Below are 24,337 nucleotides of genomic sequence, written 5' to 3'. Positions count from 1 at the left end.
CATTTCTGCGTCATCCGTTCTTGCCTCGATACCCTGCGAAAACAGGGCCACAACATGCTCGCAGTGCTACAGCGCGCATTTGTCGGCGCGCCTATCCCATCAGTTGCATAGCGGCTGAATAGTTACGACGCCTGAAGGTCGCAGGTTGATTAATGCATATACTTCTCAAGGGATGGATTTTTCTTCTTCAGCACGTATGGCGGAAGAGTTGATTGAAAGTGGATCCACGCTGCCCAAAGCAATCGATTTAGTTCCAGGGGATGTTCTATATAAAGTTGTCCCTGAAGGAAAGATGCCGGGGCAGTACTCTGCGTTTTTTGCTACAAAAGACGAAATATCCAGCTTGAAGAAAATGAGCTATGATCAAATATCTGACCGCATCGGTATTCCGCTAGAAAGTCAGCAAACTCTTCGATTTGATATCGTCGAGGTTGTCGCGACCAAGCCAGTAACCGTGTTTGAATCAATAATTGCTCCCACTGTGCAAAATGGATATCGGCAGCCAGGCGGAGGTGTCCAAACGTTAATCACAAACCGCCGCGATTTTACTGCTCCTATTGTGATTGGAAAATTACCATGAAGTTAACAAAAAGAAGATTGGTTAAGCTATTGGGTGATACATATCGATATGCTGAAATCGATGAGAGACGATTAAAGCGCGAGACAATAGCGCTACTGGACTATATTCGAAAAAATATTGATCCGGATAAAGATGAGAACAATGTTTGGAAATGGGTCGTCCCTCTTTGTGAAAAGGTTATGGCCAGGACTGTTCACCTACCACTGCCTTTCTCCGAACTGCCCCTAAAACATGCTGTTCGTGAGCGATTGTTGACACCGGAATTCGAAAAGGTGTTGGCTGAATTCAGCTTAACCATTTCCGGCTCTCCACGCGAAGTTTATGAAGAAATCGTCATTGACGGTGTCAGGCATGCGTATGTTGATTTTGAAGAATGAACGCAGCACAACTGGTTATTGATGGCGCGGGAGTATCTCTGTAGTTCAACCGCTCATGTCCGCTCGCCGCGCCAGAAATCACTTCTCCCCGCCGAACTCAAACTCTACCAGCGCATCATCCGGCCAGCTCGCATCATGCAGCGGCACCACATACGTCATCCTGTCATCCTTCACCGCGCCGGCCGGCGCAGTCTCGCTGCGTTCTCCCGCCACCATCCGATACCCGGCAAGCGCGCGCGGCGCCAGCTGCATCACATGCACGCGCGCCGTCTTGCACGGCCCGCCGAGCACGCTGATCATCGAGCGTTTGACGAATGACAGGTCCTTGCGGTCCACCGCCCAGCGCACCTCGCATTCGAGCCGCAGATCGCCCAGCCGGCGCGCGTTCGCGGGCACGTCCGGCGTGCGCACGTGCGGGCGCCAGCGGAAGCTGCCTTTCTTGCGGTTGAGGATGATTTCCGCTTCCTCGTCCAGCGCCGCCTGGCTGCGCGGCATTACGAACGTCCCATCGGCCGCCAGCGGTATCGCAATATTGGTCTCGTTGCCGGCGATGCGGATCGTTACGCCCTCGATGCTGGCGTTCGGCGCGCTCGGGCGCAGCAGGAAGCGCAGTGCCGCTGCCGGCGCCAGCGTGTGCCTGGCGTCGAACGCATCGAGCCCGGCAACGAACGCCTGGTAGGTCTTGAAATCCGGATCGCGCAAGGCGTTGACCTGCACCGTGTCGACCTCCTTCACGGCCACGGCCTCGGCCTTGACCGCCTCGGCGTCCTGGGCGGCAGCGGCGCCGGTCGCCAGCATCACGCCAATCAGCAATGTCAATTTCATCAAAGTCTATTCGTAACGTAAACAATCGACCGGCAACAGGCGCGAGGCGCGCCGTGCCGGGTAGAAACCAAAGAACACCCCCACCAAGCTGGAAAAGCCGCAGGCCACGATCACCGCCGACAGGCTGATCATCACGTCGAACTTGCCGCTGGCCGTGATCGCCGCCGCCAGTCCCATGGCAATGGCAATGCCGACCACGCCGCCAGCGAGGCAAATCACCACCGCCTCGGTCAGAAATTGCAGCAGCACATCGCGCGGCTTGGCGCCGATGGCCATGCGGATGCCGATTTCGCGCGTGCGCTCGGTCACCGACACCAGCATGATGTTCATGATGCCGATCCCGCCCACCACCAGCGAAATCGCGCCGATCAGGCCGAGCAGGGCGGCGATGCCGGCGCTGATCTTGCCGGCGGTCTCGGCAAACGAGGCCAGGTTGTCGATGCGGAAGTCGTCCGGCTCCTCGAATTTGATGTGATGGCGGTCGCGCAAGGTTTCGTTGATGTCTTCGATGGCGTCCTGCAAGTTGCCATCCGATTTGCCCTGTGCCACGACGTAATGCACATTGTCGGGGAAGGGGTTGCGGATCAGGTGGGCGCGGGCGGCGGTGATCGGCACCAGCACCAGTTCCGACAAGTCCGGTCCGTCGATCTGCTTGCCTTCGCCATGCAGCACGCCCACCACCTGGAAGGCGACGTTTTCGATGCGGATATACTTGCCCAACGGGTCCATCTTGTAGAAGAACTGATCGGCCACCTTGTGTCCGATGATTACGCTGCGCGAGGCGGCGCGCACGTCGGCTTCGCTGAACACGCTGCCCAGTTCCATCTTCCAGTTGCGAATCTTGAACATCGCGGGCGTCACGCCGCTGACGCTGCTGGACGAGGTTTCGTTGCCAACCGCGAGCTTGAAGCCGCCCTGCAGCGCCGGCGCGGCCCCCGCCAGGCTGGACAGGGAATTGAGGGCGGCCGCGTCGGCCAGGGTCAAGGCGGGCGCGGCGCCGGCGCGCATGCGCTGGGCCGCGGCGCGGTTGCCGCCCGGCGAAATGAACAGCATGTTGGTGCCCAGCGCTTCGAGTTCCTTGCCGATGAAGCGCTGCATGCTGTCGCCCAGGGCCAGCAGCAGCACCACCGAGGTGATGCCGATGATGATGCCGAGCATGGTCAGCGCGGTGCGCAGGCGGTTCGCGCTCATCGAGCGGAACGCTTCGATCACGACCTGGAAGAAATTCATGGCGCGTCTCCGTGCGCCCGCGCCTGCTGCTCGTGGCTCAGCGCCAGTTCGCGCAAGCCGTCGGCGGCGGGGCCGTCGTACAGCACGCGTCCGTCTTTCAGGCGCATCAGGCGCTTGCTGTAGGCGGCGATGTCGGGCTCGTGCGTGACCAGCAGGATGGTGATGCCGCGTTCGCTGTTGAGTTGCTGGAAGGAGCGCATGATCTCGACGCTGGTCTGCGTATCGAGGTTGCCGGTCGGCTCGTCCGCCAAAATCAGGGGCGGGTCGCCCACCAGTGCGCGCGCGATCGCCACCCGTTGCTGCTGGCCGCCGGACAATTGATTTGGCGTACGTTTAGCGTAATCGGCCAGGCCCACCCGGTCCAGCTCGACCAGGGCCTTGGCATGGGCTTTGGCGCGCGAAACGCCGGCGTAGATCAGCGGCAAGGCGACGTTTTCGGCCACGCTCATGCGCTTGATCAGGTTAAAGCTCTGGAACACGAAGCCGATGGTCCGGTTGCGCACGGTTGCCAGTTCGGCACGCGACAGGGTGAGCGTGTCGATGCCGTTAAGCAGGTAGGTGCCGCCGGTGGCCTGGTCCAGGCAGCCGAAGATGTTCATCAGGGTCGACTTGCCCGAGCCGGATTGCCCCATCACGGCCAGAAAGTCGCCGCGTGGCACCAGCAAGTCGATGCCGAACAGCACCTGGGTTTCCATGTTTCCCGAAAAATAGCTTTTCGTGACCTGGCGGATATCGATCAGCGGCGTCGCCGATTCTGGCGCCGGCATCAGAACTCGCTCTTGGCGCTGGCGTTGGCGCGGGTAATGACCTTATCGCCCTTTTTCAGCTCGCCCGCGAGCACTTCGGTGTAGCGGAAGTTGGACAGGCCGATCTTGATGTCGACCGGTTTGGCTTCGTTCGTCTCGTCGAGCTTGTAGACCTTGAAAATACGCGCCGTTTCGCTCTTGCTGCGGAAGGCGATATCGTCCTCCTCGGCCGGCGCTGGAACAATGGCCGGGGCCTTGCCGCTGGCCTTTTGTTTTTTCTGTTCCTTTTCCAGTTCCTCGTCGCTCAGGCGGAAACGCAGCGCGGCGGTGGGAATGCGCAGCACATTCGGACGGTTGCCGACCACCAGCCGCACCTGCGCCGTCATGCCGGGTTTGAGCAATTCTTCCTTGTTTTCGACGTCGAGCACGACGTTGTAGGTGACCACGTTCTGCACCACGTTCGCCGCCAGCCGGAACTGGCGCATGCTGGCCGCGAATTCGCGGTCGGGGTAGGCGTCGACCACGAAGTGGGCCGGCTGGCCATCTTTCAGCGCGCCAACGTCGGCTTCCGAGACGCTGGTGTCGATCTGCATCTTGGTCAAATCCTTGGCGATCTGGAACAGGTTCGGCGTGGTGAAGGAGGCCGCCACCGTCTGGCCCAGGTCGATGGTGCGCTTGATGACCACGCCGTCGATGGGCGCGCGGATCACGCTGTTGTCCAGGTCGGCCTGGGCGCGCGCCAGTTGCGCCTGGGACAGCTTGATGTTGGCCTTGGCCACGTCGAGCTCGCGGCGCGACTGGTCGAGCGTCAGGCTCGACACGTAATTCTGCGCCACCAGCCGTTCGTTGCGCTCGAAGTTCGCTTGCGCCAGGCGCATCGAGGCTTCGGCCGAGGCGAGGCCGGCTTCGACCTGGCGGATCTGGGCGTTGAAGATGGTCGGATCGAGCTTCAACAGCACCTGGCCCTTCTTCACGTGGTCGTTGAAGTCGGCCTTGAGCTCGACCACGGTGCCCGAGACTTGCGAGCCCACATTGATCAGGGCGACCGGGTTGATGGTGCCGGTGGCGGTGACGGTCTGGGTGATGGTGCCGGTGTCGACCAGCGCCGAGCGGTAGCGCGACTCCGGGATTACCGGCGGTTTTTTCGATTGCAGGTAAGCGGCGCCGGCGGCGCCGGCAGCGATCACGGCGATCAGAATGGCTACGCGTTTCCGGGTGAATATGGGCATGGGCTTCGACAAGGCTGGCGCGGCTGCGCGACGTTGTAGTGTCCGCCATTTATGCTAATTAAGCAACATGCATACGTGCAACTTTTTCTTGGCTGGGGAAAATATCGATGATCTCGATCACGTTGTGCAGGCGCGTCATGAACAGGTCGAGCAGGTCGGGGTCGATGGCGCGCAGCTTGAGGAAGACGACATCGTCGGCGGCGCTGCTGTCGAGTTCGAGTGCGGCCAGGTGCAGGCCGCCACGGCGGGCGATGGCGAGCACGGCTTCGAGGGTGTCCAGGGTGGCCGTCTTGGGGACGGAAAAATGCAGGGGCAGGTGGCTATCGTTCATGCCTGAAAGGATAGCGGGAGAGAGGCGGAATAGGCTTTCGACGTGGCCGCTGGTTTCCTTGCTGGTGGAAGAATCTTCTGTGGAAGATGTGATATCGTTCAATTTCTTCCTTTGAGGTGCGAAAAGCCATGAATGCTGCCGAACTTGACGAGATTGACCGCAAAATATTGCGCGAGCTGCGCCGCGATGGTCGGATCGCGAATACGCAGTTGGCCGAGCGCATCGGACTGTCGGCCTCGCCGTGCTGGAACCGGGTGCGCCAGATGGAGGAGGCCGGAGTGATCGAGGGATATACCGTGCTGTTGAACCAGCAGGCGCTGGGCGTGCCCGATACGGTGATGATCGAGGTGACCCTGGACCGGCATGACGACGATACCTTCGAGCGCTTCGGGCAGGCACTGGCCGACATGCCGGAGGTGCTGGAGGCGTATCTGCTGACCGGGGAGTACGATTATCTGATCAAGGTGGCGGTGGCGGGCACGGCGGGGTATGAAGCGTTTTTACGGCGCAGGCTGTACAAGCTGCCGGGCTTGCGGCATAGCCGGTCGACGTTTGTGTTGCGGGTGTTGAAGCGCAGTTATTCGCCGGAGCCGTAACCGCCTACGCCGCACTGAAGCGCACCACCCGGTTTCGCCCGGCGCCCTTGGCCATATACAGCGCCCGGTCCGCTTCTCCCAGCAACACGGCGATATCGCTCGGATGCTCCAGCGCGTGCGTCGCCAGCCCGATACTCACCGTCACATAGTCGGTCAGCTCGGCCTTGGCATGCGGAATTCCCAGGGCGGCAATGCGCTCGCGCATCTTCTCGGCCAGTACCTGGCTGTGCTCGGGCGTCATCTCGGGCAGGATCACGGCGAACTCTTCCCCGCCATAGCGCGCGATCAGATCGGCCGGCCGCTGCAGCATGGCGGCCAGCGCGTGCGCCACCTTGATCAGGGTGTCGTCCCCCTGCTGGTGTCCGTAATGGTCGTTGTACGGCTTGAACGAATCGATATCGATCATCAGCAGCGACAGCGGCGTGCCGGAACGCTTGGCGCGGCGCATTTCCTTTTCCATCGCCACATCGAAATGGCGCCGGTTGGCAATCCCGGTCAAGCCATCCGCAAAGGTCTGCGAGCGCAATTCAAGCGCCTGGTCGCGCAGCAGGCGTTCGCGGTGCACCGCCACGCTCACATCGGTAATCTGGATCAGGCAATGCCGCGCCAGCCCCGGCACTTCCAGCGGCGTGACCGCCACCGCCTGCTGCATGCGCTCGCCCGCGGCGCGGGCGGCGGCGTTGACGAACAGGTCGAACGGGGCCTTGTGCAAGGTTTGCGACAGCACCGATGGAAAATTGTCGCGCAGCGCCTGGCGTACCGCGCTGTCGATGCGCTTGCCGTTGAGCTCGGGGAACAGCACGAAAAAATCCTGCCCCACGACCTGATCGGCCGGCAAGTCGGAATACTGGCTCATCCAGCGGTTCCACACCACCACCCGGCGCGCGTGGTCGAGCACGATGGTACCGAGATTGATCGCGCCGAGCACGCTTTCGAGCATGCCCTGGCCGGGTGCCGCGGCGTTGGCCATGTCAGGCCGGACCCATGATCTTGGCAAGGTAGCGGTCGACCTGGTCTTGCAGGTCCTGCAGCGCGGTCAGGTCGAGGATGAAGGCCACATAGCCGTGGATCTGGTGTTTTTCGAGGATGAAGTCGATATGCAGCATCAGTACCACGGTGTCGCCCTGGCCGCCGGTGGCGCTCAGGATCTCTTCGCTGGTGCCGACGTGGTACTCGGGCAGGGAACCGCTCAGTTCTTGCGCGAAAATATTGGCCAGGGTGCCGACGCAGGAATTGAGGATGATATTGCCGATTTCGCTCAGCGCTTCCTGCTCCATCTCGGTCAATTCCTTGAGCGGCACCGACTCGCCCACCATCAGGCGCACGATGTCGAGGCTCTTGTCCTCGGGGAACATGAGGATCGCTTCGGTCTTGAACGCGCCTTCGTAATGCTGGCTGACGCCGCACACACGGGCACTTTCCTTGTTGCCGAGCATCTCAGCGGCTTCCGCACGATTCAGGAAGCTGATCGACGGCACCGACATCGTCACTTCTTCATTGACGATCTCGCTCATCGACTTGGCCGCGTGGCCGACGCCGATGTTGAAGATTTCGACCAGCGCATCGTGCTGCAGTTCGCTGAGATTGAACATGTTCACTCCAGGGCGCCGATCAGGGCGTGGATGCGCGCTTCGGTGATGGGCTTTTCCAGGAATCCGATGCCCAGTTCGTTGGCGCGGTTGCGGGTGGCGTTCTGGACGTTGGCGGTGCACAGGGAAATATGGGCGGCCGGGCAAGCCGCGCGCAGATGCTCGGCGGCGGCCAGGCCGCCCATGCCGGGCATGTTGACATCGATCAGGATCAGCACGGGCGACAGGTTCTTGACCTTCTCGATCCCTTCTTCGCCGGTGCCGGCTTCTTCCACCTGCCAGCCGGGCTGCTTGCTGAGGATGAATTGGCGCGCCATCAGCCGCGATACCCGGCTGTCATCGATGACGAGGACCGTTTTCGTTTCGTTCATGTCACTTTCCCAGAGAATCTATGCACCGAGGCATTTTCGCATAGTTTCCCACGCCGTATAGGTAAAACGGGGCAGGCGTGCCATCCACAGGGTTACGTTCATGCGACATGGCAACAAAAAGGGGCGGTAAAGGTGTATTGGCGGGGTGTGATCCGTTAAAATAAGGGCATTCTTCCATTTTCTCCCCATTTTTTGACATGACTCAAGACGAATTGAAACAAGCCGTGGCGCGCGCCGCGATTGCCTACGTGGTTGACGGCGAGATCATCGGCGTCGGCACGGGCTCCACCGCCAATTTCTTTATCGATGAGCTCGCCACCATCAAAGACCGCATCAAGGGGACGGTGGCCTCGTCCGAAGCGACTGCGGTGCGCTTGCGCGGGCACGGCATTGCCGTGTACGACCTGAACGACGTGACCGAGATTGCCGTCTACATCGACGGGGCCGACGAAATCACCGCCAGCGGCGCCATGATCAAGGGCGGCGGGGCGGCCCTGACGCGCGAAAAAATCGTCGCTTCCGTCTCGCGCCAGTTCGTCTGCATCGCCGACGGCTCCAAGCTGGTGCAGACCATGGGCGCCTTTGCGCTGCCGGTCGAAGTGCTGCCGATGGCGCGCGCGGCCGTGATGCGGCGCCTGGCGGCCCTGGGCGGCCAGCCGCGCCTGCGCCTCAAAGCGGGCAGCGAGCAAGCGTTCATCACCGATAACGGCGGCGAGATCATCGACGTGGCCGGTCTGTCGATCACCGATCCGCTGGCGCTGGAGCAACAGATCAACCAGATCGTCGGCGTCATCGCTGTCGGCCTGTTTGCCCAGCGCGGGGCCGATGTGTGCCTGCTGGGAACAAGCGAAGGCGTGAAGACGCTGACGTTTTAATCGGTACACGACATCGATGCGGCAAGACATCGATCAAACATGCAGTTCAACATGCAGTTAAAGAAATAGTTCAACGACGGGGATAACATGAAGCGATTGCTTTTGGCGGTGACGTGTGTGGCGGTGGTGCTGGGCGGCTGTGCGTCGGTCGGGAAGAAAAATGTCGCGGTGCGGCAAGCGCCGGTGAAATTGGCCGTCGTGCAAGCGCCGGCGCTCGACGCCAAGGGCCAGCCGATCGCGCATGTCGCGTTCCGTCCGGGTATTTCGTCGGTCACGGTGGAAAACATGGCCAAGAAGCAAGGTTGCACAGGCGGCGTGGGTGCCGGCCTGATGACGCCGCCGGGTCCGGTCGAGGTGTACCGCATGGTGTGCGACAACCGCACGATTTACCAGGCCAAGTGCGAATTGCGTCAGTGCAGAGCGATTTAAACGTGGGGTGAAACGCCGGTGTCGAAACGCCGGTGTCGAAACGCCGGTGTCGAAACGCCGGTGTCAGACCTGACACCGGCCGCACCGGCCGACAGACACCGGCCGACACCGGCCTGGGTTTTAGTCGGCCGGTGGAACGTAGCCTTGCGCTGCGTCGGCGCCGTCGCCGAAGAAGTGCTTTTCCATCTGCGTGGCCAGGTATTTGCGCGCGCGCTGGTCGGCCAGGTTCAGGCGGTTTTCATTGACCAGCATGGTCTGGTGCTTGAGCCAGGCGGCCCAGGCTTCTTTCGAGACCGTTTCCCAGATTTTCTTGCCCAGCTCGCCCGGGTAAGGTGGAAAGTCGAGTCCTTCGGCTTCCTTGTTCAGTTTGACGCAATGGACGGTGCGGGCCATGTGTACTCCTCAAGCGGATAAGTGGAAAGGCGTGATTATAGAGACTTAATCAGCACTTGGGATTTGCGCTGCCAGTTATACATATGCTGGCGGTCCTTGGGCAGCGCGTCTACCGTGGCCGGCTTGAAGCCGCGCTTCTGGAACCAGTGCGAGGTGCGCGTGGTCAGCACGAACAGCTGCTTGAGGCCCGCCGCGCGGGCGCGGTTTTCCATGTGCTTGAGAATGCGCTCGCCGTCGCCCTGGGCCTGCACTTCGGGGTTGACGGTCAGGCAGGCCATTTCGCCCATTTTCGATTCCGGGAACGGGTACAGGGCGGCGCAGCCGAAGATCACGCCATCGTGCTCGATGACCGAAAACTGGTCGATCTCGCGTTCGATCAGTTCGCGCCCGCGCTTGACCAGGGTGCCGTCGGCTTCCAGCGGTTCGATCAGCTTGATGATGCCGCCGACGTCTTCGATGGTGGCGCGGCGCAGGCTTTCCAGGTTCTCGTGGCTGATCATGGTGCCCACGCCATCGTGGGTGAACAGTTCGAGCAGGGCCGAGCCGTCCATTTCGAACGGCACGATGTGGGCGCGCGGCACGCCGCTGTTGCAGGCCTTGATGGCGTGCTGCAGGTAGAACGCGGCGTCGGCCGGCAAGAAGCCCGCCTGCAGCACGGCTTCGGCCTGGTGCGACGACAGTTCGCGGATTTCGGCGCCGCCTTCGTCGAGCATCATCGGCGTTTCGGTGATGAACACGAGTTTGTCGGCGTGCAGGGCGATCGCGGCCGACACGGCCACGTCTTCCATGGTCAGGTTGAACGCTTCGCCGGTCGGCGAGAAGCCCAGCGGCGAGAGCAGTACCGGGCTGTCGGTGGCCAGGATCGCGTGGATGGTCTCGGCGGCGATCTTGCGCGGCATGCCGGTCAGTTCGAGGTCGACCCCGTCGATCACGCCGAGCGGGCGCGCAGTGACGAAGTTACCCGAGATGATGCGGATCGCGGCGTGCGCCATCGGCGTGTTGGGCAAACCCTGGCTGAAGGCGGCTTCGATGTCGAGCCGCAGTTCGCCGGCCGCTTCTTTCGCGCATTCGAGGGCGGCGGTGTCGGTGATGCGGATGCCGTTGTGAAAACGGCCTTCCACGTTCCTCAGCGCGAGCTGCTCGGCGACCTGGGGACGCGAGCCGTGCACGATCACCACCCGGATATCGAGGGCGACCAGCAGCGACAAGTCCTGGGCCAGCACCGGCAGCGCGCCGGCGGTGACGAGTTCACCCGGAAAGGCGACCACGAAGGTCTTGCCACGGAACGCGTGGATGTACGGCGCGACTGAGCGCAGCCATTGGACGAATTGGTTAGGGGTTTCCATTTGGCGCATTATAATTCGCTGCGCGACTTGCGCGCTAAATTCATGTAAAAACAATGTCAGAACAGAGTAACAAGCCTTCCACACCGCCGTCGCCACCTGTCGCCACGCCCCGTCATGCCAGCGAGGCGGGTCAATCCGCCGCGCGTCCGGACCAGGCGCGTACGCCGCGTCCGCCCCGCGAAGGCCAGCCGGGCGGCGGGCGTGCGCCGCGTGAAGGGCAGCCGGCCGGTGAACGTCCGGCGCGTACGCCACGGCCGCCACGCGACGGCCAGCCGACCGCTGAACGTGTGCCGCGCGAAGGCCAGCCGGCCGGTGAGCGTCCGGCGCGTGCTCCGCGCCCACCGCGCGAAGGCCAGGCGGCCGGCGAACGTGCCCCGGGCGTTCGTGCCCCGGGCGCTCGTGCCCCGGGCGTTCGTGCCCCGGGCGAACGCCCCGCGCGCGCGCCGCGTGAAGTGTTCCGCACGCCGCTGCCGCCGATTACCTTTCCCGAGGATTTGCCGGTGTCCGGGCGGCGCCAGGACATCGCCAAAGCGCTGCTGGAAAACCAGGTCATCATCGTCTCCGGCGAAACCGGTTCCGGCAAGACCACCCAGCTGCCCAAGATTTGCCTGGAACTGGGACGCGGCCAGAAAGGCCTGATCGGCCACACGCAGCCGCGCCGGATCGCCGCGTCGTCCACCGCCAAGCGCATCGCGCAGGAACTGGGCACGCCGCTGGGCGTGCACGTGGGCTTCAAGGTGCGCTTTACCGACACCCTGCAACCGGGCGCCTCGGTCAAGCTGATGACGGACGGGATCCTGCTGGCCGAAACCCAGACCGACCCGCTGCTGAAAAACTACGACACCATCATCATCGATGAAGCGCACGAGCGCAGCCTGAACATCGACTTTTTGCTTGGCTACCTGAAGCAGCTGCTGCCGCGCCGTCCCGACCTGAAAGTGATCATCACCTCGGCCACCATCGACGCCGACCGCTTTGCGCGCCACTTCGCCAACGGCGACAAGCTCGCGCCCGTGATCGAAGTCTCGGGCCGCCTGTACAAGGTGGAGGTGCGCTATCGCCCGGTCGACCGCGATCCGGTGACGGCGACGCCTCCCCCTGCGGCGGGCAAACCGATGCCCAAGGCGCAGGCGGCGCGCGACAAGCGCGACCTGATGGACGCGGTGGTCGACGGCGTCGATGAATTGTGCCGCCTCGGGTCGGGCGATGTGCTGGTGTTCCTGCCGGGCGAGCGCGAAATCCGCGATTGCGCCGAGGCCCTGCGCAAGCACCATCCGCCGCATGTGGAGATCCTGCCGCTGTTCGCCCGCCTGTCGGTCGAGGAGCAGGAGAAGGTCTTCAAGATCACCAATGCGCGCCGCATCGTGTTGGCCACCAACGTGGCGGAAACCTCGCTGACGGTGCCGGGCATCCGCTACGTGGTCGACGCCGGCCTGGCGCGCGTGAAGCGCTACAGCTTCCGCAACAAGGTCGAGCAGTTGCAGGTCGAGCCGATCGCGCAGTCGGCCGCCAACCAGCGCGCCGGCCGCTGCGGCCGCGTGGCCGACGGCGTCTGCATCCGCCTGTACGAAGAAAACGATTACCTGCAGCGCCCCAAGTTCACCGAGCCGGAAATCCTGCGCTCGTCGCTGGCGGCGGTCATCCTGCGCATGAAGTCCCTGCACCTGACCGATGTGGAGACCTTCCCGTTCATCGAGCCGCCGCAGGGCCGCGCCATCGCCGACGGCTACCAGCTGCTGCAGGAAGTGGGCGCGGTCGACGAGTCGAACGACCTGACCCCGCTGGGCCACAAGCTGGCCAAGCTGCCGCTCGACCCGCGCGTCGGGCGCATGATCCTGGCCGCGCTGGAAAACGCCTGCCTGACCGAGATGCTGATCATCGCCTCGGCATTGTCGGTGCAGGACCCGCGCGACCGCCCGATGGAGCACCAGCAGGCGGCCGACGAGGCGCACAAGAAGTTCGCCGACGAGAAGTCCGAATTCCTCACCTATATCAAGATCTGGAAGTGGTTCGAAGCGGCCATCGAGCACAAGAAAACCAACCGCCAGCTGATGGAAACCTGCCGCACGAACTTCCTGTCGCAGGTGCGCCTGCGCGAATGGCGCGACGTGCATTCGCAGCTGCTCACCATCGTCAAGGAGCAGGGCTGGCGCATGAACGAGCTGGCGGCCACCTACGAAAACCTGCATACGGCGCTGCTCACCGGCCTGCTGGGGAACATCGGCTTCAAGTCGGAAGATGAACCGGGCGCCGGCTACCTGGGCGCGCGCGGCATCAAGTACCACGTGTGGCCGGGTTCCTCCTTGATCAAGAAACCGGGCAAGTGGATCATGGCGGCCGAACTGGTGGAGACCACGCGCCTGTACGCGCGCTGCGTGGCCAACATCGCACCGGAGTGGATCGAGCGGGTGGGCAGCCATCTGCTCAAAAAATCCTGGGGCGAGCCGCGCTGGGAAAAACGCGCCGCGCAGGTCACCGCGTCCGAACGCGCGACCCTGCACGGGCTGGTGATCTACAGCCAGCGCCGCATCAACTACGGCCAGTTCAACCCGGCCGAAGCGCGCGAGATTTTCATTCGCGATGCGCTGGTGGCGGGCGACTACGATACGCGCGCGCCGTTCTTCGCGCATAACCACAAGCTGGTGAAAGAGATCGAGAATCTCGAGCACAAGTCGCGCCGTCTCGACGTGCTGGTGGACGACCACTTGATCGCCGCCTTCTACGACAAGCTCATTCCTTCGGACGTGGTCAACGGCGCCGGTTTCGAGAAGTGGCACAAGGACGCCACCTTCAAGGAACCGAAACTGCTGTTCCTGAACCGCGACGAATTGATGCGGCACGAGGCGGCCGGCGTGACCACCGAGTTGTTCCCGAAGGCGATGTCGGTGACCGGCATCGAGATGCAGCTGACGTATCACTTCGAGCCGGGCAGCCTGCGCGATGGCGTGACCCTGGCGGTGCCGCTGTTTGCGCTGAACCAGCTGCCGCGCGAACGCGCCGACTGGCTGGTGCCGGGCATGCTCAAGGAGAAGGTGCATCTGCTTCTCAAATCGCTGCCGCAGAAGCTGCGCCGCCATTGCGTGCCGCTGCCCGATTTCGCGGCGCGTTTTTGCGAGCGCGTGCACGAGGCGGGCAAGTTCGGGCGCGGGGACCTGATCGACGCGATCATCGCCGACATCCGTACGCAAACGAGCCTGATGGTGCTGACCACCGACTTCAAGCCCGAAACGCTGCCGGCGCATCACTTCATGAACTTCAAGGTGATCGACGAGCACGGGCGCCAGCTCGACATGGGACGCAACCTGGCAACCTTGCAGGCCGAATTCGGCGGGCAGGCGCGCCAGAGCTTCCAGAAGCTGGCGGAAGTGTCCATCCCGGCGGCGCCGGGCAAGGTGCAGGCGACGGCGACCACCTCGGCATCGTCGGCATCATCCGCGGCGGCATCGTCGTCCACGGTGGCGGCTGCGGCCGGGCAGCCGACCGCGCCCAAGGTCAGCCAGCATACCGGCCTGACCTCGTGGACTTTCGGCGAACTGCCGGAACTGCTGGAGATCGTACAGGGCAAGCTGACCCTGATCGGTTTTCCGGCACTGGTCGACAAGCAGACCCACTGCGACCTGGAAGTGTTCGACGATCCGACCGTGGCCACGGCCACCCACCGCATCGGCCTGCGCCGCCTGTTCGCGCTGCAGTTCAAGGAACAGATCAAGTTCATCGAAAAGAACATTCCCGGCTTGCAGCAGATGGGCATGCAGTTCATGGCCATGGGTTCGCAGGAAGAGTTGCGCGACCAGATCATCCAGAAGGCGATCGATATCGCCTGCCTGCAAGATCCGCTGCCGACCGACGCGGCCTCGTTCAACAAGCGCAAGGATGAGGGCAAGTCGCGCCTGACCTTGCTGGTGAACGAGATTGCGCGGCTGGTGTCGCAGGTGCTGACCGAGTTCCACGGCTTGCCCAAGAAGTTGCAAGGCGTGCAGGCGCAGGCCGCGGCCGACATGCAGTCGCAGTTGCAGGGGCTGGTGCACAAGCGCTTCCTGATCGACAACGATTACGCGCAGCTGGCGCATTTCCCGCGCTATCTGAAGGCGATCAATGTGCGGCTGGAAAAGCTGCGTGCCGACCCCGCGCGCGACGCCAAGTTGATGGCCGAGTGGACCCAGTCCGCCAGCCACTTCATGCGCGCCGCACGCGACCGCCTGGCGGGGAAGAACACCGATCCGAAGATGGTGGAGTTCCGCTGGATGCTCGAAGAACTGCGCGTGTCGCTGTATGCGCAGGAATTGCGCACGCCAATGCCGGTCTCGGCCAAGCGCCTGCAGAAGGTGTGGGAGTCGATGCAGCGCTGATGCCGCTAAAGCTCCGTCATTCCCGCGAAGGCGGGAATCCAAGGCACCGTCGCTCAGCACAGATGCCTTGGGTTCCCGCCTGCGCGGGAAGTCATTTCTGCCAATGACGGAGCTTGTTTGGGGGCGCTTAACTTAGCGTAGTGCCGCCACTCATGCCGCTGCTCCGCATGCCGCTGGCGTCGGTGCCGTAAAACCCATGCACCTGCCTGGCCCAGCCGATGTCGCTCATGTCCGGCCAGGCGTCCGGATCGAAGCCGGGCGCGTTTTTCAGGCGCTCTTTTTCCACATTCAGCACAAAGCGCTTGTTGACGGTATCGAGATGCAGCGCCTGCCACGGCACCGCAAACAGTTTTTCGCCCAGCCCCAGCATGCCGCCGAAGGCCAGCACCGCGTAGGCCACTTGTCCGCTGCGCATGTCGAGCATGATTTCCTTGATCTCGCCCAGGTCATCCTCCTGGGAATTGACCACGTTGTCGCCGATCAGGGTGTCGGCGCCCATCAGGGCCGGGCCGGGGCCGGCGCTGTCTTTGTACATCCCATATTTGTCGCGCTCCATGTAGCTCATGTCGTTCTCCTGGTTTTTTGGGTGTGCGGACCTCGCCGTTCGCGGTCCGTTATGCAAACAGACTAGGGTCTCGCGCAAGCTGTTCTTTGATCTGCCTCAATGGTGCCGGTGCGCGCGCCACGTCGGCCGATGTTGCTTTTTTGTTCATCCGATCCGCTAAGCGGCGCAACGCACGGAGCGGCGCCGCGCGCGCACGCTATGCTGGCCGAAAGGAGCCCTTCGCCATGGACGTCAACCCACGCTGCACCCACGCCGGCCCGCTCGGCAAGCCGATTCCCACCCGTTCGTTCGCCGCGTTTCTGCGGGCGCGCCTGCATCAACGCGTGATGGTCCGCTTGCGATGGTAAAGTCGAGCGCCCCCTTGCTGCGCAGCCTGATGCGCGTGGGCAAGAAGCAGCAACGTTCGGCGGCGCGCCTGCTCACGGCCTTGTTTGCGCCGCCCAAGCCGGCCCCCAGGGTGCGCGCCAAACCGAAGCCCAAACCGGCGGCCGCGCCCAAGCCGGCGCCGACACCCCGCATCACGTCCGCAGCCGCGCCCAAAACCAAGCCGGCGCCGCGCGCCGCGCCGGCGACATCGGCCAAGGACGCGCCGGCACCCGGCAAATGGCTCACCGCGCGCTACGCCGGCCAGGCCGGGCAGGTGTTGCGGCAAATGAGTTACTGGCTGTATCTGCCCGATGGCATCGCGCCGCCCTCGGGCTGGCCGCTGATCGTCATGCTGCACGGCTGCGAGCAGAGCGCCACCCAGTTCGCCCAAGGCACGCGCATGAACCAGATGGCGCAGAAAGCCGGCTATGCGGTGCTGTATCCGCAACAATCCCTGAGCGCCCATCCGCACCGTTGCTGGAAGTGGTACGACCGCGCCACCCAGCAGGGCGGCGGCGATGTGCCGGTGCTCGTCGGTATGATCAGCCAGGTGCTGGCCGCCCACAGCCTCGACCGCTCGCGGGTGTTTATCTGCGGTATGTCGGCGGGGGCGGGCATGGCCAATATCGTGGCGCTCAACCATCCCGAGCTGTTCGCCGGGCTGGGCCTGCATTCGGGGCCGCTGTACGGGGCCGGGCACAGCACGGTCGGGGCGCTTGGGGTCATGCAGCACGGTAACGGCGCGCGGGTCGACAGCGCCATTGCCGAGGTGCTCGAGCGGCGTCCGGGGTTTCCGTCGATGCCGACCATCCTGATCCAGGGCGACGACGACCGCGTGGTACGCCCGGTCAACCAGGTGCACTTGCGGCGCCAGGCGATGCTGGTCAATGATTTGCCGCCGGCCGCGCCGGTGCGGGTGGCGCACAAGGCCGGTGGGCGCAGCGGCTTGCCGTATCAGCTGCATGATGTGTACCGGGGCCGCAAATTGATGCTGCGGGTGGCCCGGATCGCCCAGTTGCAGCACGCCTGGAGCGGGGGCGACGCGCGCCTGTCGTTCAACTCGGCGGCGGGGCCGGATGCGAGCAAGATGCTGGTCGATTTCTTTGGAAAGCATCGGCGTTGACGCTGGGTTGTTGGGAAAAGCAAAAATGTTGAATTGGTTCAATATTTGAGCATGCCTGGGACGCTAGGATGGGTTGGATAAGGGCCTTCAGCCTTCTCGCCCTCATCGGCCAGGAGTGACCTCGATGTCCGTTCCCCAGTCCCATGGCGCCATTTCAGCGCTCACCTATCCGCACCCGCTCTGGCGTTATCTGCTGCTGTTTCAATCCTGGTCGCAACTGGGATCATGGTTGCTTATCGTGCTGGCGAGCACCTTGCCGATGCACGCGCTCTTGATGGGGCAGAAAGGGGCACCGCCGCTGGCGGCGCTTCTGTGCGGCACGTCCCTGGGCTCGCTGGTGTCGGTATGCATGGTCCTGCCGGTGCGGTTTTCCGTGGCGTCCGCTGGTGCGGCAAGCATGCGGAGCCTGCTCGATACGCTGGCACGCCTGGGATCTGTGCAAGACCGGCGCAGCGGCGCCAGCGCTGTTTATCTTCAAAAACTGCCGCGCGTGTTGCGCTGGAACGAGGGCGCGGTCAGGATTGCGCAGCATCGCGGCGCGATCGTGGTCAGCGGCCCGCGCTCGATTGTCGGGCGGATGCGCAAGGCTGTGTTGAAGTCCGCGCCCGTGTGCGTTTCTGAAAATGTTTCTGATTAAAGCTCTGACCCCGGTTGTAGGAAATTACTGCAGTTTTGCGTCGGAATGTCAGTCTTTCATAGGGGGAGGGGAGAGGCTGCGCACGATAGGACTTGCCAAATTGGCAGTCAGCGAGTACTGTATAAACATACAGTACTTTGTTGATCCCATCATGAACTCCCCCGATTTTCTTGCCGCGCCAGAGACTTTGCATCCCGCCCTGTGGCGCGCTTCCCAGCTGGCCCACGCGGGCACGCGCTGCGTCGACAGCGGCCACCCCATCCTGTCGCCCCAGCTGCCCGGCGGCGGCTGGCCGAGCGGCTGCCTGGTCGAATTGCTGCTGCAGCAGAGCGGCATCGGCGAATTGCGCCTGCTGCGTCCAGCCCTGGCCAAGGTGGCCGAACGCCGTATCGTGCTGCTGCAGCCGCCCCATCCACCGCAGGCGCTGGCACTGGCCGCGCTCGGCTTGCCTCCCTCCCAGCTGATCTGGGTGCGCAGCACGCGCAATGCCGATGCCCTGTGGGCGGCCGAACAGGTGCTGCGCAGCGGCAGTTGCGGCGCGCTGCTGTTCTGGGCCAGCCATGCCCGCCCCGAGGCGCTGCGCCGCCTGCATCTGGCGGCCCAGGGCGGCGAAGCCCTGTTCTTCCTGCTGCGCCCGCTCGCAGCGGCGCAGGATGCCTCGCCCGCGCCGCTGCGCCTGAGCCTGCGTCCGGCTCTCGGCGGGCTCGACATCGGTTTCGTCAAACGCCGGGGGCCGCAGCGCGACGCGCCCCTGTTCCTTCCCCTGACTCCTTCTTTACTCCAACGCCATGCGACTCTGGATCGGCCTCTACTTGCCCCGGCTACCGCTCGACGTGTTCAGCCCGCACTGGTCGGCTGAGGCCGCCAGCGTCGTACTGGAGCGCGAGCGTGTGCTGGCCGCCTCGGCGCTGGCGCTGGCGGGTGGGGCGCGCGTGGGCATGCGCCGCGGCGGCGTGCTGATGCTGCTGCCCGCCGCCCGCCTGCACGAGCGCGAGCCGGCGCGCGAGGCCGCCGCCCTGCAGGCGGTGGCCATGGCGCTGCTGCAGTACACGCCGCAGGTCACCCTGGCCGAAGAAGCGACCTTGCTGATGGACGTGGGCGCCAGCCTGCGCCTGTTCGGCGGGGTGCGCGCGCTGTGCCGGCGCATTCGCGCCAGCCTGCGCGCGCTCGGGTTCACCGTCCAGCTGAGCTGCGCGCCGACCGCGCGCGGGGCCTGGCTGCTGGCGCGCGGCAGGGCCGGGCACGCGCTCGGCATGGTCTCGCTCAAGCGCCGTTTGGACCGCCTGCCGGCCGCCTTGCCGCTGCCGGCGCGCCCGTTTGCCATCTGGCTCGACGGCATCGGCTGCCTGTCGCTGGGCCAGCTGCGGCGCCTGCCGCGTCCGGGCTTGCAGCGCCGTTGCGGCGGCGACTTGCTGGCCGTGCTCGATGCGGCCTACGGCATGACGGCCGAGCTGTTCGACTGGATCGCCGCGCCCACCACCTTCCAGGCCCGGCTGGAATTGTTCGACCGGGTCGAACAGGCCGACGCCCTGCTGGCCGGCGCCCACAGCCTGCTGCTGCAAATGACCGGCTGGCTGTGCGCGCATCAACTGGCGGTGGGGCGCATCGTGCTGCTGCTCGAACACGAGCGCGGGCGGGTGGCGCGCGCACCCACCGTGCTCGACATCATCCTGGCCGAGCCCACCTGGCGCGACGAGCATCTGGTGCGCCTGCTGCGCGAGCGCCTGGGCAGCCTGACCCTGGAGGCGCATGTGATCGGCCTGGTGCTCGAAGCGCCCGAGGTGCAGGCCATGGCCATGCCGAGCGAGTCGCTGTTTCCCGAGCCCGGCGGCAACGAGCAGGACCAGTGGCGCATGCTCGAACTGCTGGTGGCGCGCCTGGGGCCCGAGAACGTGCTGCAGGCCGCTCCGCGCGCCGATTACCGGCCCGAGCTGGCCAACCGCTGGGTACCGCTGCAGCGGGCGCGGGGCAAGGCGCAACAGGCGGCGCAGCAGGCGCAGATGCAGTTGCCGCCGGACGTGCTCAGCCTGCCGCGTCCAGCCTGGCTGCTGACCAAGCCGGTGGCGCTGCTGATGCGCGACCACCGGCCGTTCTACGGCTCGCCGCTGCGCATGGCGTCCACCCCGGAGCGCATCGAGGCGGGCTGGTGGAGCCAGTCGCAGACGCGCGACTATTTCATCGCACAGGGACAGGATCATGCCCATTACTGGGTCTATCGCGAACGCATCGCCGGCACCGATGGCGATCGCGCGCCGCGCTGGTTCCTGCACGGCTTGTTTGGCTGAGGCCTCCGGTGATGGCGTCCGGTAACGGCGTCCGGTAACGGCGCCCGGCAACGGCGTCCGGTACGGCGCCCGGTACGGCGGCATCCCGGGTTAAGATGCTCGGATTCATTATTGATAAGGAGCAGGGATGCACAGCGAAAAACAAGAGTTTCCCGGCGCCGATGGCCACAAGCTGGCGGCCCGTCTCGATGCGCCCGACGGCCCGGCGCGCGCCTATGCCTTGTTTGCCCATTGCTTTACCTGTGGCAAAGACGTGTTCGCCGCCAGCCGCATCGCCCAGGCGCTGACCGAGGATGGCATCGCCGTGCTGCGCTTCGATTTCACGGGGCTGGGCGCCAGCGAAGGCGATTTTGCGAACACCAATTTTTCATCGAATGTACAAGACCTGGTGGCTGCGGCCGCCTTCATGCGCACCTCACTCAAGGCGCCCGAGATCCTGATCGGACACAGCCTGGGTGGCGCCGCCGTGCTGGCTGCGGCCGCCAGCATTGCCGAGGTGCGCGCGGTCGTGACCGTGGGCGCACCGAGCGATCCATCGCATGTCAATAACCTGTTCGGGGAGCAGCTCGGCGTGATCGAAGCCGAGGGCGAAGCGCAGGTGCAGCTGGCCGGGCGGCCGTTCACCATCAAGCGCCAGTTCTTGCTCGATGCCGCCGAGCAGAATCTGAACCTCAGCACGGCCGGTCTCAAACGCCCCTTGATGGTCATGCATTCGCCGCACGACCGTACCGTGGGGATCGATAATGCGCTGCATATTTTCCAGGCGGCCAAGCATCCGAAAAGTTTTGTGTCGCTCGATGATGCGGATCATTTGCTTACGCGCAGGGAAGATGCGGTGTGGGTGGCCGGCATGATCGCGGCGTGGAGCGCGCGCTATGTGAGCGCTTGAGGAGGCGAGACGAGAAAGCGGGATAAGACCAGACGGGACGAGGCGAGAAGGCAGGCTGCCGCTGTTAACAAGCGGCAGTAAAACGTTTCTACATGAAAGGAAGGACGCGGTTTATTCGTCGTCGAATTCTTCGGCCAGGTTCTTCCAGCCCTTGAGCTTGGCGAAGGCGCTGAATTCCTCGGGTGCTTCGAGCACGATCAGTTTGCGGTCTTGCAGGCCAGGGTCGCTGTGCGAAAAGTTCGGCCCTACGTAGCCCAGCGCGCGCAGGCGGTCGATGATGTTGCCGACGAGGACTTTGTCCTTGTACAGCCCACCCTCGATCGGTGCGGCGAAGTCCACGTACACGTCAATAATCCCGTAACCCTCGTCGAAAATGCGGATCGCCTTGACGTCGTGGGAACGGCTGCTGCTGTCGCTGGCCTTGAACGGGCCGCTCAGCTGGATGTCGGTATCGGTAGTCATAAAACGCAGCATAGCACCATCGGCGTGAACCGGTTGTGCGCCATTGCGTCCGGACCGCGTTCCGTGCCGGCGCGATGACGGCATGCCGGACCAGCCCGGCGGGCGTGGCCGGCAAGTCACCGTGTTCAGCGTACCATGTTCAGCGGCGCGGCTGCAGGATCGCGTCGAGCCTGTCTTGGCTACCCGGAATGCGTTCCAGGCGCGGATAGCGCAGGCCGCCATGGTAATCGAGCGCCACCGTGCGGAAATTGCTGCCTTTGCGCACCAGCAGTTCGATCGGCGCCTTGCCGTCGCGCGCCGCCTTCACGGCCGCTTTCAGCACCTCGGGCTTGTAGGTCCGGTTGTTGACGGCCACGATGGTGCTGTTGCCCGACAAGCCGGCGCGGAAACCGATGCCATCCCATGCGATCGCTTCGATGGCGCCGTCGTTCTTGACGGAAAAGCCAAGCGAATAGCTGAAGTCGCTCATCTTGCTGCGCTCTTCCTGGCCCTTGATGACGTCGGTCGGCGTGTCGGTATAGACCAGCTTCCAGCCGGCGCGCGCCAGGCCGTCGAGCGGCGCGCCGGCGCCATTACCGTCCAGCTTGGCGCGCAGGAAAGGCGCCCAGTCGAACGCCTGCACCGATGCCAGGGTGCGCACCACGTCGTCGAACTGGTAGTAGGCCGGGCCGATGCTGCCATTGTCGACGCCATAAAACGTGCGCGCGAAATCATCGAGCGAGCGCTTCTCGCCGGACAGTTCGCGGATGCGGGTGTCGACGTCCAGCCAGATCAGCATGCCTTCGACGTAGTAATCTTCGCTGCGCTGCCAGTTGCTCCAGCCCAGCGCGCGGCGGGCCTGCACGATCGGATCGTTGACCGTGTCCTGCAAGGCGCGCCACGAGCGGCCCTGCACATGGTCGTAGCGCGCGGCGTAGGCGGCGATGGCGTCGCGGATGCCGCCCGCCGACACCAGTCCCGAGCGCGCCGCCAGCACATTGCCCCAGTACTGGGTCTGGCCTTCGTACACCCACAGCAGGCTGTTTTGCAGCGGCACGTTGAAGTTCGGCACATCCTGGTCGGCCGGACGGCGGAACTTGCCGTTCCACGAGTGCGTGTATTCGTGCGGCAGCAGGTCGCGCCCGAGTTCGGTCTTGGCCCAGTCGGTAAAGTAGCCGGGCTTGACGCCGTTCTCGCTCGACTGGTGGTGCTCGCGCCCGATGCCGCCGAATTCGTCCGACAGCGCAAACAGGAAATCGTAATGCTTGTAGTGATGCGAGGCGAACAGCTTGCCGGCCTGCTGCACCAGCGCGCGGTGCGCGGCGATCTGTTCGGGCTTCGCTTCCAGGCTCTCCGGATTGTCGGCCACGATGTTCAGGTGCACCGGCACCTTGGCGCCGGGATCGAGGTCGATGCGGCGGAAGTGGCGGCCCGCGAACACGGGCGAATCGATCAGCGTTTCCAGGTCGAGCGGCTTGAAGCTGATGTCGTTGCCGTTGCGCCCGGCCGTTTCCAGCGCGGTGCCGTACTGCCAGCCATCGGGCAGCTTGAGCGAGGCCTGGACCGGGATGCGGCGGCTGAAGTAGCCGGCCGGATACAGGGTCATCGCTTGCCATTGCACGCCGAGAATCTCGCTGGTCATCGTGATGCGGCCCTGGGCCGGCTCGACCGGCGAGAGGAACTGGTACTCGGCCTCGACCGCCGTGGCGCCCTCGGGCACGGTGAGGTGGAAGGCGTGCACGTGGACCGGGTCGCGCGTCCACGCCAAGGTCTTGCCGCCGGCCGACAGGCGCAGGCCGGCAAGCTGGTTCAGCGGCCCGCTGGGGCCGTGGTTGCCCGGTACCCACTGAGGATAGAGCAGGGTCAGCGGGCCTGGTGCGGCCGGGATGGTGGCGCGGATGCGGAAAATCTGCTGCCCCAGGTTGGTGGCGTCGACCTTGAGCACGATGGTGCCGGGATAGGGCAGGTCGCGCGGGGCGGGCACGTCGGCGCGGGCGGGCAGGGCCAGCGTGGCGAGCAGGGCCAGGGAGCAAACGGTCGAGCAGGCGGACGAAAGAGGGCGGCGGCGAAGCGGAAGGGGCATGGGATCGTCAATACGGTAAAGATCAGCAATTTCTGCGGGTATTCGCAGGCGAACATGATTCTACCGAAAAGTATTGCGGCCCCGCTGCTTGCCGTGTCTGCTGGACAAGCAGCATGGTGTCACCGATCAGGATCTGCGTGCCGGGACGGCGGCCGTGAGTTTCAAATGGTTATGCAAACGGCGGAGAGTTGTCCCTGTTGCCGGACGGCTCACTGCGGCAAACTGTCTCGTTTCGCTGTCTCGTTTCGCTGTCTCGTTTTGTCTCGTTTTGTCTCGTTTTGTCTCGTTTGAACGAAGGCCCGCGCCGCTGTCCAAATGAGACAAAACGAGACAAAACGAGACAAGAAGCGACACGCAAACGAGACGCTTTGCCGCAGTAGGCTCGCCGGCAATAGGCACAACACTGGCCCATTTACTTTCCCGCTTGCATGCACCGCCAACGTAAGCATCCAGCCCACCCATCTATGAATTCCTGAACGCTGCGGCCACACTCCTTTCTTCAATTTCGAGGAGAAATATGGTGGCAAATGTGGAGCAAATTAACGAGTGGCAGGCGCGCGTGGCACGGTGGCAGGCAAGCGGCCTGTCCCAGCGCGCATTTGCTATTGAGAACGGTGTCTCTCAGCGCCAGGTCAGCTACTGGGCGCGGCGGCTGGGCGAAGCGCAGTTGTCACCAGCATTT

General features: G+C 64.0%; 26 protein-coding genes. 13 read left to right on the top strand and 13 right to left on the bottom strand.

All coding sequences use genetic code 11. From position 1 onward, the window contains the following. The first annotated feature begins 145 nt into the window (after positions 1-145). Together F2P45_RS32015 and F2P45_RS32010 are read left to right on the top strand one after the other, a co-directional pair. Complete coding sequence (locus tag F2P45_RS32015; RefSeq protein ID WP_166882257.1) at positions 146-580, top strand: hypothetical protein; 435 nt, start codon at positions 146-148, stop codon at positions 578-580. Continuing rightward, a complete protein-coding gene (locus F2P45_RS32010; RefSeq protein ID WP_166882256.1) occupies positions 577-957 on the top strand; it encodes a hypothetical protein in 381 nt (126 codons plus the stop codon). Before F2P45_RS32015 ends, F2P45_RS32010 begins: the two co-directional genes overlap by 4 nt. A gap of 78 nt (positions 958-1,035) precedes the next feature. Here F2P45_RS32010 and F2P45_RS32005 read toward each other — a convergent pair whose 3' ends face one another. The 5 genes from F2P45_RS32005 to F2P45_RS31985 are packed head-to-tail and all read right to left on the bottom strand — an operon-like array spanning position 1,036 to position 5,420. Then, positions 1,036-1,782, bottom strand: coding sequence for a hypothetical protein (locus F2P45_RS32005; RefSeq protein ID WP_166882255.1), 747 nt, complete (start codon positions 1,780-1,782; stop codon positions 1,036-1,038). Between the two features lie 6 nt (positions 1,783-1,788). Further along, positions 1,789-3,012 (bottom strand): ABC transporter permease, encoded by a 1,224-nt coding sequence (locus tag F2P45_RS32000; protein WP_229505416.1) that lies wholly within the window; start codon positions 3,010-3,012, stop codon positions 1,789-1,791. Further along, a complete protein-coding gene (locus F2P45_RS31995; protein WP_308613897.1) occupies positions 3,009-3,779 on the bottom strand; it encodes an ABC transporter ATP-binding protein in 771 nt (256 codons plus the stop codon). Before F2P45_RS31995 ends, F2P45_RS32000 begins: the two co-directional genes overlap by 4 nt. Beyond that, a complete protein-coding gene (locus F2P45_RS31990; protein WP_166882254.1) occupies positions 3,779-4,987 on the bottom strand; it encodes an efflux RND transporter periplasmic adaptor subunit in 1,209 nt (402 codons plus the stop codon). The genes F2P45_RS31995 and F2P45_RS31990 overlap by 1 nt, the downstream gene beginning before the upstream one ends. 58 nt (positions 4,988-5,045) lie before the next feature. Further along, entirely contained in the window at positions 5,046-5,420 is a 375-nt protein-coding gene (locus tag F2P45_RS31985; RefSeq protein WP_166882253.1) for a hypothetical protein, read from the bottom strand. 26 nt (positions 5,421-5,446) lie between these two features. On the opposite strand from F2P45_RS31985, the gene F2P45_RS31980 reads away from it, so the two are divergent. Next, on the top strand, positions 5,447-5,914 hold the full coding sequence (locus F2P45_RS31980; protein ID WP_166882252.1) for an Lrp/AsnC family transcriptional regulator: 468 nt from the start codon (positions 5,447-5,449) through the stop codon (positions 5,912-5,914). A 4-nt stretch (positions 5,915-5,918) separates the two neighbouring features. Here the strand turns inward: F2P45_RS31980 and F2P45_RS31975 are convergent, their stop codons facing one another. The 3 genes from F2P45_RS31975 to F2P45_RS31965 are packed head-to-tail and all read right to left on the bottom strand — an operon-like array spanning position 5,919 to position 7,874. After that, entirely contained in the window at positions 5,919-6,884 is a 966-nt protein-coding gene (locus F2P45_RS31975; protein ID WP_229505415.1) for a sensor domain-containing diguanylate cyclase, read from the bottom strand. 1 nt (position 6,885) lies between these two features. Then, positions 6,886-7,506, bottom strand: coding sequence for a chemotaxis protein CheC (locus F2P45_RS31970; protein WP_166882251.1), 621 nt, complete (start codon positions 7,504-7,506; stop codon positions 6,886-6,888). A gap of 2 nt (positions 7,507-7,508) precedes the next feature. Beyond that, entirely contained in the window at positions 7,509-7,874 is a 366-nt protein-coding gene (locus F2P45_RS31965) for a response regulator (protein WP_166882250.1), read from the bottom strand. A 197-nt stretch (positions 7,875-8,071) separates the two neighbouring features. Between F2P45_RS31965 and rpiA the strand changes: the two genes are divergently transcribed. Both rpiA and F2P45_RS31955 read left to right on the top strand, forming a co-directional pair. After that, positions 8,072-8,749 carry a ribose-5-phosphate isomerase RpiA gene (rpiA, locus tag F2P45_RS31960; RefSeq protein WP_166882249.1) on the top strand — a complete coding sequence of 226 codons (678 nt, stop codon included), beginning with the start codon at positions 8,072-8,074 and terminating at the stop codon, positions 8,747-8,749. A gap of 87 nt (positions 8,750-8,836) precedes the next feature. Further along, on the top strand, positions 8,837-9,178 hold the full coding sequence (locus F2P45_RS31955; protein WP_166882248.1) for a hypothetical protein: 342 nt from the start codon (positions 8,837-8,839) through the stop codon (positions 9,176-9,178). 120 nt (positions 9,179-9,298) lie between these two features. Here the strand turns inward: F2P45_RS31955 and F2P45_RS31950 are convergent, their stop codons facing one another. Together F2P45_RS31950 and argA are read right to left on the bottom strand one after the other, a co-directional pair. Next, positions 9,299-9,571, bottom strand: a complete 273-nt coding sequence (locus F2P45_RS31950; protein WP_126074017.1) for an oxidative damage protection protein — start codon at positions 9,569-9,571, stop codon at positions 9,299-9,301. Positions 9,572-9,606: 35 nt separating this feature from the next. Next, positions 9,607-10,917, bottom strand: coding sequence for an amino-acid N-acetyltransferase (argA, locus tag F2P45_RS31945; RefSeq protein ID WP_126074018.1), 1,311 nt, complete (start codon positions 10,915-10,917; stop codon positions 9,607-9,609). A 53-nt stretch (positions 10,918-10,970) separates the two neighbouring features. On the opposite strand from argA, the gene hrpA reads away from it, so the two are divergent. Beyond that, the gene (hrpA, locus tag F2P45_RS31940) at positions 10,971-15,266 is read left to right on the top strand and encodes an ATP-dependent RNA helicase HrpA (RefSeq protein WP_229505414.1); all 4,296 of its coding nucleotides are present in this window, start codon (positions 10,971-10,973) and stop codon (positions 15,264-15,266) included. Between the two features lie 127 nt (positions 15,267-15,393). Here hrpA and F2P45_RS31935 read toward each other — a convergent pair whose 3' ends face one another. Then, positions 15,394-15,831 carry a PRC-barrel domain-containing protein gene (locus F2P45_RS31935; protein WP_166882247.1) on the bottom strand — a complete coding sequence of 146 codons (438 nt, stop codon included), beginning with the start codon at positions 15,829-15,831 and terminating at the stop codon, positions 15,394-15,396. 224 nt (positions 15,832-16,055) lie between these two features. Between F2P45_RS31935 and F2P45_RS36855 the strand changes: the two genes are divergently transcribed. The 6 genes from F2P45_RS36855 to F2P45_RS31910 all read left to right on the top strand — a co-directional run bounded on the left by F2P45_RS36855 (position 16,056) and on the right by F2P45_RS31910 (position 21,131). Beyond that, positions 16,056-16,178, top strand: a complete 123-nt coding sequence (locus F2P45_RS36855; protein WP_267877388.1) for a hypothetical protein — start codon at positions 16,056-16,058, stop codon at positions 16,176-16,178. Further along, the gene (locus F2P45_RS31930) at positions 16,172-17,320 is read left to right on the top strand and encodes an extracellular catalytic domain type 1 short-chain-length polyhydroxyalkanoate depolymerase (RefSeq protein ID WP_166882246.1); all 1,149 of its coding nucleotides are present in this window, start codon (positions 16,172-16,174) and stop codon (positions 17,318-17,320) included. The genes F2P45_RS36855 and F2P45_RS31930 overlap by 7 nt, the downstream gene beginning before the upstream one ends. Before the next feature lie 124 nt (positions 17,321-17,444). Further along, complete coding sequence (locus F2P45_RS31925) at positions 17,445-17,957, top strand: hypothetical protein (protein WP_166882245.1); 513 nt, start codon at positions 17,445-17,447, stop codon at positions 17,955-17,957. Positions 17,958-18,108: 151 nt separating this feature from the next. Further along, a complete protein-coding gene (gene imuA / locus F2P45_RS31920; RefSeq protein ID WP_166882244.1) occupies positions 18,109-18,816 on the top strand; it encodes a translesion DNA synthesis-associated protein ImuA in 708 nt (235 codons plus the stop codon). Next, positions 18,746-20,242 carry a Y-family DNA polymerase gene (locus tag F2P45_RS31915; protein WP_166882243.1) on the top strand — a complete coding sequence of 499 codons (1,497 nt, stop codon included), beginning with the start codon at positions 18,746-18,748 and terminating at the stop codon, positions 20,240-20,242. The genes imuA and F2P45_RS31915 overlap by 71 nt, the downstream gene beginning before the upstream one ends. Before the next feature lie 127 nt (positions 20,243-20,369). Then, entirely contained in the window at positions 20,370-21,131 is a 762-nt protein-coding gene (locus tag F2P45_RS31910; RefSeq protein ID WP_166882242.1) for an alpha/beta hydrolase family protein, read from the top strand. A gap of 111 nt (positions 21,132-21,242) precedes the next feature. Here the strand turns inward: F2P45_RS31910 and F2P45_RS31905 are convergent, their stop codons facing one another. Continuing rightward, complete coding sequence (locus F2P45_RS31905) at positions 21,243-21,593, bottom strand: hypothetical protein (RefSeq protein ID WP_166882241.1); 351 nt, start codon at positions 21,591-21,593, stop codon at positions 21,243-21,245. A gap of 139 nt (positions 21,594-21,732) precedes the next feature. Beyond that, positions 21,733-23,655: a M61 family metallopeptidase gene (locus tag F2P45_RS31900; protein ID WP_166882240.1), complete on the bottom strand. Its 1,923-nt coding sequence runs from the start codon at positions 23,653-23,655 to the stop codon at positions 21,733-21,735. A gap of 517 nt (positions 23,656-24,172) precedes the next feature. Here F2P45_RS31900 and tnpA point away from each other — a divergent pair. After that, positions 24,173-24,337, top strand: a 165-nt coding sequence (gene tnpA, locus F2P45_RS37485; RefSeq protein WP_441295253.1) for an IS66 family insertion sequence element accessory protein TnpA, incomplete at its 3' end; no start/stop codon positions are given.

The organism is Massilia mucilaginosa (assembly GCF_011682145.1).
Lineage (GTDB): Bacteria > Pseudomonadota > Gammaproteobacteria > Burkholderiales > Burkholderiaceae_D > Telluria_A > Telluria_A mucilaginosa.
The sequence above is the reverse complement of the archived record's forward strand: the minus strand, read 5'-3'. Positions and strand labels throughout refer to the sequence as shown.